Annotated in this window: 7 protein-coding genes; 3 read left to right on the top strand and 4 right to left on the bottom strand. The window is 64.1% G+C overall.

Annotated elements, in window-relative coordinates; genetic code table 11:
* Positions 1 to 13: 13 nt before the first annotated feature.
* From ACXR2W_RS10230 to ACXR2W_RS10220, 3 genes are read right to left on the bottom strand one after another with little or no spacing between them, the layout of a single operon-like run.
* Positions 14 to 991, bottom strand: a complete 978-nt coding sequence (locus tag ACXR2W_RS10230; RefSeq protein WP_458814826.1) for an SGNH hydrolase domain-containing protein — start codon at positions 989 to 991, stop codon at positions 14 to 16.
* Between the two features lie 32 nt (positions 992 to 1,023).
* Positions 1,024 to 1,782 (bottom strand): acyl-ACP--UDP-N- acetylglucosamine O-acyltransferase, encoded by a 759-nt coding sequence (locus tag ACXR2W_RS10225; RefSeq protein WP_458814949.1) that lies wholly within the window; start codon positions 1,780 to 1,782, stop codon positions 1,024 to 1,026.
* Positions 1,770 to 3,272, bottom strand: coding sequence for an S-layer homology domain-containing protein (locus ACXR2W_RS10220; protein ID WP_458814824.1), 1,503 nt, complete (start codon positions 3,270 to 3,272; stop codon positions 1,770 to 1,772). The genes ACXR2W_RS10225 and ACXR2W_RS10220 overlap by 13 nt, the downstream gene beginning before the upstream one ends.
* Before the next feature lie 470 nt (positions 3,273 to 3,742).
* On the opposite strand from ACXR2W_RS10220, the gene ACXR2W_RS10215 reads away from it, so the two are divergent.
* Positions 3,743 to 9,817 carry a DUF7927 domain-containing protein gene (locus ACXR2W_RS10215; RefSeq protein WP_458814822.1) on the top strand — a complete coding sequence of 2,025 codons (6,075 nt, stop codon included), beginning with the start codon at positions 3,743 to 3,745 and terminating at the stop codon, positions 9,815 to 9,817.
* 81 nt (positions 9,818 to 9,898) lie between these two features.
* On the top strand, positions 9,899 to 10,234 hold the full coding sequence (locus tag ACXR2W_RS10210; protein ID WP_458814820.1) for a hypothetical protein: 336 nt from the start codon (positions 9,899 to 9,901) through the stop codon (positions 10,232 to 10,234).
* Between the two features lie 484 nt (positions 10,235 to 10,718).
* On the opposite strand, the gene ACXR2W_RS10205 is transcribed toward ACXR2W_RS10210, so the two are convergent.
* A complete protein-coding gene (locus ACXR2W_RS10205; protein WP_458814818.1) occupies positions 10,719 to 11,315 on the bottom strand; it encodes a TetR/AcrR family transcriptional regulator in 597 nt (198 codons plus the stop codon).
* A 144-nt stretch (positions 11,316 to 11,459) separates the two neighbouring features.
* Here ACXR2W_RS10205 and ACXR2W_RS10200 point away from each other — a divergent pair, with 144 nt between their 5' ends.
* Positions 11,460 to 13,169: an amidohydrolase gene (locus tag ACXR2W_RS10200; RefSeq protein ID WP_458814816.1), complete on the top strand. Its 1,710-nt coding sequence runs from the start codon at positions 11,460 to 11,462 to the stop codon at positions 13,167 to 13,169.
* Positions 13,170 to 13,264: the final 95 nt, after the last annotated feature.

The following is a 13,264-nucleotide window of genomic DNA, read 5'->3' as shown; positions in this document are numbered from 1 at the left end:
ATGCACTCAAGGGCTACCCGACGTATTCACTCAACGCATCGCTGAGTGAGCCGGTGAGCCTGCGCGCGAAGGCGTCTGCGAGATGATGCTTGTCGCGCCACACAATCACATCGTCAATCATTGCGGGGCAGCGCAGGCCACCGGGGCAGAACTCTTGCGTGAAGTCGAGCAGATCGACACCGTCGAGCCGGTCGACCGCAATACTTTCTGGGTTGGGCTGCCTGCGTTCGACCGCTTGAAAATTTAGGTCACACGCTGAGACCCGTGTCAGGTTCTGCGCGATGCAGTCGGGTACGTGAAACCCAAAATAGGGGGTGTCGCGAATCACCACGAGGCGGCTGCCCGAAGACAGTACAGGAGCCCAAGCCTTCACAAACCCAGAGGCGAGCGCGCGTTCCCCTGCCCCGCCTGCCGCGTTATCGAGCACGCGGCCGTGGCTTGCTACCCTGTTGAACGCGAAGTTGCTGGTGATGACGAGGTCGGGCCGGTCGCGCTTGATCCGGGCTTGCAAATTCTCATTCCAAGCCTCGCACGCAGGGTACATGTCATCGACGTTGTTTGTTTGCTCGTTGTATGAAAACGGGCAGCCTCGTTTGCCTATGACGGTCAGCTTCCACTGCCGGTCTTGCGCGATCTCGCGCAGCGGCGAACTCCACTGCATGGCGTGCGAATCACCCACCAAGAACACCGAAAACTCGCCGTCTGAGGGTACGACAACGCACTTGCCTATGCTGCTTTGGGCGTACGTGGCGTAGCAGGCAGAGTCGTAGATTGCCGGGTAATCTGTGAGCGCGAATCTCACGTCGCTCTTCGTGGCCTGCTGCTGTGCAGCCTGCGGGCTCAACGCAGACAGCGGCTCGATAGCGAACTGGGACGGTGGCTCGTGAATCGCCTCCTGCCGTGTCTCAGCGGGCTTAAGCGCCACGCCAGCGCACGCGGCGGCCGCCAACAGCAGGCAGGCGAGCGCGCCCGTGACAAAGCGGTACCTCATAACAGGGTGAAGTTTCGTGGACAGCAGTGAGGCTATCGCGCGAGCGCGACGGGCTTCAGATCGCTGTGGCCACGCCACCACTGAACGATCTCGGCGAGCGGCTCGAGCGCGTCGGGCAGCGTAGCCGCGCCCTCGAATGCGTCGCCCGTCTCGTAGTGACGCTGAAGCGCCGCCACGACCGAAGCGTCAAACCCAGCCCGTTCAAGGCCTACCCCGTTAATGCCGGTGAGGCGCGGGGGAGTGCCGTACACCTTCGCAAACGGCGGCACATCGCGGGTCACGGGCGTGCCCATGCCGATCATGGCGCCAGCGGCGATGATCCGTCGCTGATGAATCACCGCGTTCATACCAATGTTGACCCGGTCGCCGATCTCACAGTGGCCGCCGATCGAGACACCCGCAGAGACAGTCGCGTCGCTGCCGAGCAGCACATCGTGCGCGAGGTAGGCGCGGTTGAGCACCCAGCTTCGCGGGCCGACGCGGGTCTCGCGGTACGTGCCCTGATGAATCACCGCTCCTTCTCGGATCACGGCGCCCGCACAGATGCGCACGCCCGCGTGCTGCAGGTCACCCGTCCAGGCCGCGTTCTGCGGCAGGCTCGACATCTCGGGCGGTGCGCCGATCTGCGCGCCGGGGCCGACGTACACGTCGTCCTCGATCGTGCAGGGGCCCAGGATCACGGCGCCCGGTCCGATCTTCACGTTCGTGCCGATCGTGACGCCGTCGCCGATGAATGCCTGCGCGCTGATTTCAGTCATAGCTTCGAGTTTAGTGCGGGTTAGTTGTTGAATCGGTAGAGGAACGCCGCCATCGCCTCGCGCGACACCGCAGTGCTGGGGTCGTAGTAATACTTGCCGTTGCGCTTGGTGCCAGTCGAGATGCCGGCCTTGCTCATCCACTGAATCTGCGTGTAGAACTTGTGGCCCGGCTTCACGTCAGGGAAGGCCTGTTTCGTCGGGGGCACATAGCCTGACCGGTCGCTCATGCGGTACAGGAACGCGGCCATTGCGTCGCGGGTGACCGACTTGCTTGGCTCGTAGTAGCTCTTGCCGTTGCGCTTGGTGCCCGTCGAGATGCCCGTCGCGCCCATCCACTGGATCTGTTTGTAGAACTTGTGATTGGGCTTCACATCGGGGAAGAGCTGCTTCTTGGGTGCCTTGTACCCGGTGCGATCGCTCATGCGGTAGAGGAACGCGGCCATCGCTTCGCGCGTCACGTTCTGCTTAGGGTGGTAGTTGTACCAAACCGACCAGCCGACGTCGACTTTGGTTCCGGTTGAGATGCCGGTCTCAAGCATCCACATGACCTCTTTGTAGAACTTGTTGCAGTAGTCGTACATCATGCACATGTCAGCGAAGCCGGGCTTGACGGTGAAATCGATACCGGTGACCGAGCCGCTCGTCGTATCAATGGGCGTCGCCTGCTTGAGGTCGTAAGTGCCGTTCCATGCCTGATCGGCTCCGGGTATGCCGCTATCAAGCACCACGAGGAGGTCGTCGACAATCGGAACCCTGCGCAGTGTGAACGTACCGTCTTGAGCTGTGGTAGTCAGAGCCTTTACTCGCTCTGTGGTGCGGCCCGTGTATGCGTAAAGATTTTGTTTTTCGTGCACACCAACGGCAACGTGTTGGGGGTCCGAGACGGTGCCCGTGACGGTTGCTCCGAAACACATAGGGAGGGTTACGCCTGTGAGGTGACCCTTGCCAGCAGGGGTTGCTTTAGGTGTGCCTACGCCGCAGGTCTGTCCCCAGTGCTGCTGCACCAGGTTGACCTGGGTGTTCTTTGTAGAGTCGCTCACGTACGCACCAGGCTCAATCGTCATGCCGGATCGTGCCACGGGCACCATCATCGAGAACGCGCCGGTCTTCTTGTTGAACGAGATGTCGTATCCGCAGGGGCCTTCGCTCGGGCCGACGTAGCAGTCTGCACCGACGCTTACGTTGGCCATCCAGGATGCATCTGCACCCTGCGGGAGCGCCACTTGGCCCGAGATTTTGCGTCGCGGTTGGCTCCAGCTGGGGGCGGCGCCGCCGGTAGCGCTGGTACTTACCCCGGGGTTGCTCGGCTTTTCACTTGCGCCCGAGACGTCTGTGAAGATCACGTCTTCGCTGCTGTCGCCCGGTGCTTCGTCGGCGGGCGCCTCGTCGGTTACTATCTCGAGCTCGGTGGGATCCTCGATGGTCGCCTCGATGCCCGCGCCAGAGTCTTCGTCGGTCACCGCAAACGCTGGGCCGACACCGCCCAAGAGTAGCGCGACCGTGGCAGCCGCTGAGAGTGCCAAGTGCTTGACAGATTGAAATCGCTTCATTGAGCAACTCCAGACAGATTTAGATGTGTTACAAAGCCGCATCCAGGGTAGCCCAAAACGGTCACAGATGTAGCGTGAAGTTGTGCCTGGTGCCGCGCTTCTTTCTAACGCGCTGCGATGCCCTGTGTGGGGGAGCGCAGCGACCGCCGTCGCGGCCGTCAATATTGCTAACAGATGTTAGGCTTCTGGGTAGGTTTGGTACAGCCAGGCAGTACCCGAACTGGCGTCGCAGCATGCGCGCCAGGAATGCTGTCGCCAACACCGCGCTCGCTCCTGGCGCCGTTGCGCGCGGGCTCGTGGGGAGCCCATCCAGCTGCCGACTCAGGGTGGGGTGACGAACGGTGCACAACCGTCATGCGCGATTGACAAAACACGCAGCGACGAGGGGTCGAGATTCTCGATCCGGATCTCGCAGCAGCAAAGCCACGGTACTGCTCCTGGCGGTGATTCCCTTGCTCGCGGGCGTGGTGCTCACCAGCCCCGCAGGGGCGATCGCCCCCGCCGCAGATTTGAGCGCGCCAGCCGCAGCGAGCGACGCCTCGCAGCGCACCCCGGGAGACTCGCCGTTCACTCCGGCAGCCCAGCCAGCCGCCGTGAACCCGCCGACACTGGGCAAGCCAGAGGTGGTGGTCGACCCGACGGGGGCACTTGAACTCACCTCTGTCGTGTCGCGCATCTCGTCGACCGTCGGTTCAACGGGGCCCATTCGTGCCGGCGACGTGCTGCAATACCACGTGGCCGTCAAGAACCTGTCGTCTGAGGCGTGGACGAAGCAGAATCCGCTCGCGTTCTCAACCGACCTCACCCAACTTCTCGATGACTCGGTGCTCGTGTCGGGGGTGCGCCAGGGCACGCGTGCCGGCAATGGATGCGGGCCCACCGGCTGGGATGGTAACTCGTGTAAAGCCGTGGAGTCGCTCGTGGGAGGCGTCGCGAAGCACACGTTCGCGCTGGCACCGCAAGCCACGCACTTCTTCAACTACCGAGTGCAAATCGACAACGACTATCTCACGGGTGACCTACGCCTCGTCAACGCGGCGATGGTGCAGGGCGCTGCTCACGGGGCCGGCCCCACGGTTGCGGCGCAAGTGGCGTTCAGCGATGACGTGACAGTGCTGCACCCCCAAGCCCAGATTGCCAACTCGGTCGTATCGGTCGTGGCCGGCGGCACCGCGCGCACGCTGCAGCCGGGTGAGACAGCGCGGGCGGGCGAGACGCTGCAGTACCACGTCGCCGTCGAGAACCCGTTGGAGGCCGACGGGGTAGGGGCCGACTGGACAGCCGCTGCCGCGAACAACTGGACGCAAGACAAGCGGTTGACATTTACCACCGACCTGTCGGGCCTGCTCGATGACACCGTGCTGGTGTCGGGGGTGCGTCAAGGAACGCGCGCCGGATCGGGCTGCGGCCCCACCGGATGGGACGGTAACTCGTGTAAGGCCGTGGACTCACTGGTAGGCGACGTCGCGACGCACACGTTTGCGCTCAAAGCGGGTGCCACGCACTACTTCAACTACCGGGTCAAAGTTACGAATGACTTTACGGTCGGCGACCAGCAGCTGCTCAATGAAGCCGTCATCACGGGCGACCCTGGCAACGGGCAGCCCCTCATTGAGAAGCGCGCTCAGGTCGAAAACGCGGTCGAGGTGCTGCACCCCGACGTGACCATCGCACAGTCTGTGGCAACGGTGCTGACGAGGGGCGCTGAACGCGAGCTGCAACCGGGCGATGCTGTTCGTGCTGGTGAAGAGATTCAATACCATGTGGCGGTCGAAAACCCCGCGGGTGGTGGGGATTGGACCGCACCGACTAGCGACGGCGCGGCGAGTGATAAGCGGCTCACCTTCGCCACTGATCTCAGTGATCTGCTCGACGACACCGTGCTCGTCTCGGGAGTGCGCCAGGGAACGGTTGCAGGAAACTACTGCGGCCCAACCGCCTGGGACGGCAACTATTGCAAGCCCGTCGACTCCGTGGTGGGCGGCGTGGCGACCCACACTTTTGCACTCAAAGCGGGCAAGACTCACTACTTCAACTATCGCGTGCGCGTCACCAACGACTTCGTCGCCGGTGACAACCTACTGATCAACGAAGCGATCGTGACCGGTGAACCGGGCAATGGTCAACCCGGGGTTGAGGGACGCACCTCGTTTAGCAACAAGGTCGCGGAGCTGCACCCCGACGTGACCATCGCACACTCTGTGGCAACGGTGCTGACGAGGGGCGCTGAACGCGAGCTACAACAGGGCGACAATGTTCGTGCTGGCGAAGAGATTCAATACCACGTGGCGGTCGAAAACCCCGCGGGTGGTGGGGACTGGACCGCGCCGACCGCCGACGGCATGGCCAGCGACCGACGCCTCACCTTCACGACCGATCTGTCGCGCATGCTCGATGACGCGGTATTGGTATCTGGCGTGCGGCAGGGAACGATTGCAGGAAACTACTGCGGCCCAACCGCCTGGGACGGCAACTATTGCAAGCCCGTCGACTCCGTGGTGGGCGGTGTGGCGACCCACACTTTTGCACTCAACGCGGGCAAGACTCACTACTTCAACTATCGCGTGCGCGTCACCAATGACTTCACGGTCGGCGACCAGCGCCTGCTGAGCGAATCCGTTGTTGCGGGTGACCCTGGCAACGGCCAGGCGCCGGTCGAGGTGCGTACCTCGTTCGACAACACGGTGAGTGTGTTGCACCCCGGTCTCGAGATCTCAGACCCGACAGTGACGAAGATCAAGGGCGACGTGAACGGCCCCGTGCGCGCCGGCGATCAGCTGCAGTACGACGTCACCGTATCGAACCCGGTGGGCGGCGGTGACTGGACGGTCGCCGCGGGGAACGGTTGGGCGAGCGACAAACGCGCGACCTTTACCACCGACCTATCGGGGCTTGGTGGCCACGCCGTGCTGATCGGCGACGTGCGCCAGGGAACAACGGGCGGCCGGTACTGCGGCCCAGGCGGCTGGAACCAGAACTACTGCAAGCCGGTCGACAAGCTCGAGAACAGTGTGGCATCGCACACGTTTGCGCTCGATGCCGGTAAGTCTCACTTCTTCAGCTACCGCGTAGAGGTCGGCAACGACTACCCGAGCGGCGCAACACTGCAGAATGAGGCGTGCGCGTCGGGCGAACCCGGCAACGGCCAACCCACCATTAGGGTGTGCGGTGACGTGTCGACCGAGCTTGAACTGCAGCACCCGGCGCTTGAAATCGAGAAAAGTGTCGCGAACATTACGAACCCGAAGGCCGCTACGGCACGCCCCGGTGATGTGCTCGAGTACACGGTCACGGTGAAGAACCCCGGTAAGGGCGACTGGAACGACAAGACGAACGCGATGGCGGCCAACCTGGTCAGCTTCAGCGACGACCTCAGCGATGTGCTTGATGACGCGGCCTGGAAAACTGGCAGCCCCGACGGGTGCTTCACCTACGGTTGCGCGGCCTTTGAGCCGCCTGTCGACGGTCAACTCACGCACGAATTCGCGCTCAAAGCGGGCGCCACGAAGACCATGAAATATCAGGTCACCGTGTCAGACCGATACACCGGCGACGAGTCCCTCGTCAATGAGGCGTGTGTCTCGGGTGACACGGGCGGGCCTGCGGGCATCGTGCACGAGTGTGACTCGATCACCTCAGCGATGGTGCAGGTATACCCAGAGCTCGAGGCTGAGCTGTCGTGGACGAAGTCACCGCGCCCCAACGATCCACTGCGTGCGGGTGATCGCGTGGCCTACACGATCACTCTGCACAACCCGGGCGAGGGCGACTGGAACGTCGCCTCGGCTTGGGCGGCGGGTAACCCAGTGACGCTGACCAAGGATCTCACCGACATTCTCGACGACTCCGTGCTCGTTGGGAAGCCGTCGGTGGGAGCCACGATTGAGAACGGCGTGCTGTCTTGGACCGGCGGCCTCGCGGCAGGCAAGTCCCGCTCCATCACCTTCTCGGTGACGGTGAAGAACGTGGCTGACGGCATCGCCACTGACCTGTGGCTCAACGGTACGGCCTGCGCCGCGGGCGACAGCCGCAACCCGGCGCTCCCCGCGAGCACCATCACCGTGTGCCCCGCGCTCGAACTCCCCATCGGTGAGAAATGGCAGATGTCGAAGAAGCTGTTCAACGACCAGGGTGCCGAGCTCAACGACATCGCTAGCGTGCGCTCAGGGCAAGAGCTCACCTACGTGGTCTCGGCCTGGGCGGTCGGCGGGTGGCCTGTCCCTGACGTACAGCTCACGGACGACGTATCGCGGGTGCTGCACCTTGCCCAGCTGCAGGGCGACGTGATGCTGCAGGTCGGCAACGGCCCAAAAACAAAGCTTGAGGTGATTGACGGCAAGATTGTCACGCCACGCTTCGAGCTGCCCGGTACGGGCCAAGCGACCATCACCTACACCGTCAAGATTCCCGACGACGTGCACACAGGCACGCTGCTCAACCAGGCGACCGGCATGGCCCTGCCCGGCAGCGGCGCGGCCACCCTGCCCGATCGCTGCGGCACCAATTTGCGGCCCTGTGAAACCGAGCACCGGATCGTGGGCCCGCGGCCCACAATCTCAAAGACCCAGTCAGTGGGGTCGACCGTGACGCGCGGCGACAACATCACCTACAAGGTGCGGGTCACCAATCCCGGGCCCGGATCGTGGACAGCGACGAACCCGATCTCGGTGATCGACGACCTCGCACGCGTGCTTGACGACGCAACTCTCGTAAATGATGTGATGCTCACGCGCACAGGCGACGCGATCGGCGTCATCGTTCCCGTCACCGACGGCGAGATCTCCTGGCAGGGGGCGCTCGCCGCGGGTGAGTGGCTCGAACTGACGTACACGGTGAACGTCAACATCGACCGGGGTGGCGGCGACCGCTACCTCGTCAACGAAGCCTGCACGGGGACACCCGGGGCCGAACGCTACTGCGATGACACGTACACCAGCATTCCGCTCGACCCCGCAGAGATCGAGAAGCCCGTCTGGGGCCCTGACGGCGAGGGTTGCGTCGCACCGCCATGGATCAACCTGCCCGTGACCCCGGGCATTGTGTACACGATCTCTGGTGATGTGGTGCCCGGAGGATCGGTAACCGTGACGGCCACCCCGCAGCCCGGCTACGAACTCGTGGTGCCGAAGGACTGGACGCTCGCGGCCGACGGGCAGAGCGCGAGTTTCACGATCCACTTTGCAACCTGTGACACCAAGAAGTTCGCTGAACCCGAAGTGAAATACACGACTGGCGTCTGCTCGCCCGACGGCAACCACACCCCACCCACCCTCGAACTCGTCGAAACCGAAGGCATCGACTACTCGTACGTGGGCGAGGTGAAGGCCGGTTCCACCGTGGTCGTCACCGCAACGGCACAAGACGGGTACTGGCTGCGCAATAGTTCAATGGGCCGCCACTGGAGCATCAGTAAAGACGGCAAGACTGCCACGCTGACGATCAACTTTCCCGAGCTCAACTGCCCGCCGACCGAGCCAGGTGAACCGTTGATCTCGCCCGAACGCCCCGTGTGGTCGGGGCCGACCTGTGACGCCCCCAACCGGGAGCCCGAGTTCAGGCTTCCCGTAACACCCGGGCTCACGTACACCTACACCGGCACCGCCGCGGTCGGCTCGTCGATCGTCATCACAGTGACGGCCGACGACGGGCGTAAGCTCGGGCGCGTGGGCGCGCACGGCTGGGTCTTCGCCACTGACGGGCTGAGCGCGACCTTTACGATCACGTTCTACCCGCCGCGCGACTGCGGTGGCGGGTCGGGTGCCGGCGCGGGGAGCACCAGCAACGGTAACGCCGACGGCGAGATTCCGCCGATCGAGGGCGGCGCCGGGGCCGGGGCGACGGGCACTTCGAATGCTGACGGCATTGATCCGGATCCCTTGCCCGGAGACATCGAAATTGCTCCATTGCCGGGCCTCCCAGAACCCGAGTGCGTGGCGGGCGTCGTCACAATGCCCGATCTCACCGTGATTATGGTGCCGGGAGTTTGGTACGACGTGCAGGGCAAGATGGAGCCGGGCGAGACTGTCGTGCTGACCGCGCACACGCTGCCCGGGTACATTCTGCAAGATACCGCGGACTGGATGAAGGGCGACTGGGTGCTCGCGCCGGATCGCAAGAGCGCAACCCGCACGGTCACGTTCCCGTCGTTTGAAGACCTGTGCGGGCTGCCGGGCGAGAAACCCGAGCAGCCTGGGGAGCCGGGCGAGCCTGAGGTGCCTGAGGTGCCTGAGAAGCCTGAGGTTCCTGAGACGCCTGAGGGGCCTGAAGTACCTGAGGGGCCTGAGACCCCGACGGGCGGGCCGCAGGCGGGCGCCGCGGCAGCCGGGTCGGCAGATGCCGGGGCCGAGGGCGGGCCCGAAGGCTCCAGCAGTGATCGCACGCCTCCCGCGGCGAACGCGCTCACGAACACCGGCGGCGCGAGCGGCGCAGTCGCGGCCTCGGTGGGCGCATTCATGCTGCTGCTCGGTGGCGCAGCGGTGGCACTCGCCCGGTTGCGTGCGGTGCGTCGCACGCGCTAGCGTCGCGCGCGCTAGATCACCTATGCCCGTCGTGCGTTCCGGATCCTGGCTGTAAATCAACTTGAGACGTAGAATGAATGCATGACGGGCACCACGATGACACGCGAAGCGGAGCTAAGTTGGCAGCTCCACCTTGCAGTGTTGCCCTTTTTGAAAGGCGACTGGCCGACCACTGAGCGGCTCATTCGATCGAACCTCGCTCTGTTGAAGCGTCGTCCTCGCGCCAGGCTTGCTCAGAGCTGGGTGCAGGAGTGGGAGTCGGCGATTGACGTTGGTCCAGATGCTGTGGCTGCAGTAGCTATGACCGCTGGTGAACGAGGCGAAGACCTTCGCCAGGTGAGCCCACTGGCAGGTGTGTTGCCGCAGGAAGTTCGTCTGAGAGCACTGCAACAGGTGCGCGATAGTGGATCGCGTTGATCTAGAACACATCATCAGGGCGGCTTGCGAGATAGCAAAGCAGGACCAAGTACTTGTCGTTGGCTCCCAGTCCATACTGGGCACGTACAGTGAACTGGAACTCCCCCAGGAGTCTACGTTTTCTGAGGAAGCAGATGTGTTCCCGCTGTTCGATGATGACAACGACTCCTTGTCAACTCAGATTGACGGTGCCATTGGCGAGCTGAGTGGGTTCCATCAGTTGTTCGGTTACTATGCGCAAGGTGTTGATCGCGAACCGAGACAAGGACCGCGCGTTTGTAGCAGCGCTCATTAAGGAGAATCTCGTGCTGGTGTCAAGCATTCGAGAACGCATCATCGCTACAGACGTGGATGTGCATAGAAAGAAGATTGCTCTTACTTGGCTGAATGGCTGGAGAGCCGAGCAGCCTAGCTATCGCGCGCCGATACGTTAATCAGTCCTTCCCGGGTGCCCTTACTGCTTCAACTGCTTCAATTGGGCGAGCTACGCGAGCGGTGCCCCCGCCTGCTGGGCGTAGAGCCGGATCGCGCGCTCGGCGTCTGCGACCGTGATGCTGCCGCCCGCCACGATGTGCAGCCCAAATGCGTCTTCGAGCGCGACGAAGTTCATTGCGATGTCGTCGATGGGGCCGGTGAGCGTGAAGTCACCGGCCTCGACCCCCTCTGCCAGGATGCCGCGGTAGAGCGCGAGCTGTTCTTGGTAGAGCCGCTGCACGAGCTCGTCGTGCAGCGGCGACTTGCCCGCGAGAACATCGAACTCGTAAAGCAGCCGCATGAGCGCATCGTCTGGCCCACTTGGTAGGCCCGCCGTGATGGCGGCATCGAGTTTTGCTGCCGCCCCAGTCTCGCGGGCGACGAGCGCCGCGCGCTCCGATCCGACGCGAGCCATACCGGCCGCGTGTGCCTCGACCAAGATCGCGTCGAGATCGTCGTAGTAATAGAGCAATGCGCCGCGGGTGACGCCGGCCTGATTGGCGACGTCGGTGAGTGAGAGCTTGCGCAGGCCGCGATCCGCCGCCGCGTCGAGGGCCGCCTGCACCACTTCGATGCGTCGCTGGTGCTGGGTGCTGGGTCTCGCCATGCAGCCAGTATGCCAGTTGCTTGCCGTTGCTGGGCCGAGCGACAAAGGTTATTTGACATTCGAGTAAATTAATTTACTCTAGAGTCAAAGAACTTGTCGCGCACCGTCGCGATCACCAGAACGACAAGACACACAGGAGCAGACATGGCAGTCGACACCCTCTTTACTGGCGGGCGCATTCGCACCTTCGACGCGGCTCAGCCCTGGGCCGAGGCGCTGGGCGTCACCGGCGACCGGATCACCTACGTCGGCTCGGCCACCGACGCCCCCGAGGCGCGCAACACGGTGCAGCTCGAAGGGCGCCTGCTCACCCCGGGCGTCGCCGACACCCACAACCACCTGCTGCTCGGCTACGACGACCTCGCCGTGAGCCTCGACCAGGTGCAGAGCCTCGACGTGGTGCGAGCCCGCATCGCCGAGTTCGCTGAGAGCCACCCAGAGCTCGACTGGATCTGCGCCGAGAACGCGCTCTACTCAGTCGTCGAGGGCCGCCGCCCGTGTGCTGATGACCTGGTGGGGGTGACCGACCGCCCGGTCTTCATCACCACTTACGACCAGCACTCGGTGTGGCTCAACCGCCCCGCGCTCGCCAAACTCGGTATTTTGAACGGTGCACCGATCGCGTGGGGCAATCCCGAGAAGGACGCGGCGACGGGGGAGCCCACGGGGTGGATCACCGACTTCTACACCCGCGCCATGACGATCGACGGCCTCGCCGAGCTGCAGCGCGACATTCCCATGTACTCGCCCGATCGCCGCTACCGCAAGATCACCAACAGCCTCGACATGGCCGCCAGGTTCGGCATCACCACGGTGGTCGAGCCGCAGGTGCCGCTCGCCGAGCTCGACCTGTTTGCCCGCGCCGAGCGCGAGGGCAAGCTCACTTCGCGCACGATCGCCGCGATCTACCACCCGGTGGGCGCCGACGGCGACTTCCGTGCGAACATCACGGACGCGATCAAGAACACGCCCCAGCACGAGCGCTTCAAGCTCGGCCCCGTGAAGCTCTACGCCGACGACGTGATCGAACCGCACACCGCGGCCATGATCGAGGACTACGCGAACAAACCCGGCCACCGCGGCCACACCAGTCTCGAGTCGACCGAGTTCAAGAAACTGTTCATCGAGCTCGACCGCCTCGGCTACCAGGTGCACACCCACGCCATCGGCGACCTCGGTATTCAACTCACGCTCGACTCGATCGAGGCCGCGCTCAAGGCCAACGGCGCCCGCGACGCCCGCCACGGCATCGTGCACATCGAGTGCCTCGCACCCCAGGATCTCGCACGCTTCAAGCAGCTCGGCGTTGTCGCCGCGATGCAGCCCCGCCACGCGTCCCCCGATCTCGTTGCCGGTACCTGGATGGAAAACGTGGGCGAGGCCCGCTGGGATCGCGCCTGGCGCTTCAAATCGATGATTGACTCGGGCGCCCGCGTCACCTTCTCGAGCGACTGGCAGGTCGGCGAGATGGACCCGCTCGTCGGCATCTACAGTGCCATGACTCGGGCCCGCCTCGACGGCTCCGACGCGTGGACCGTGGGGGAGCGGCTCGACCTCGACCGCGCCCTCGAGGCGTACACGAAGGGCGGTGCCGACGCGTTTCACCACGAGGGCGCGCTCGGCACGCTCAGCGTCGGCAAGCTCGCCGACATCGTCGTCTGGTCGGGCGACCTCTACGGCATGGAGCCCGCCGAGATTCTCGAGCAGCACGTCGACCTGACGGTCGTCGGCGGGCGAGCGATTCACGACGCCCGCGGCGAGATGGGTGGCGCTGCGGCGGCGGCCCGCATGCAGGATCCGGCGGGGGTCGGCCAGTCGTGCGGCGAGCCCCACGGACACAGCCACAGTCACTAGTGGATCCTGCGACTCCTTCGTCGCGCAGGATGACGAAGTAGGTCGCTCGCGCGGCGCCCCCCTCCCGTCATGCTGCGCGAGCTCGCGAGTCGCAG

It is taken from the genome of Leucobacter faecis, assembly GCF_054456695.2.
Note: the sequence above shows the minus strand (reverse complement) of the source record. Positions and strands in the feature narration are given on the sequence as shown.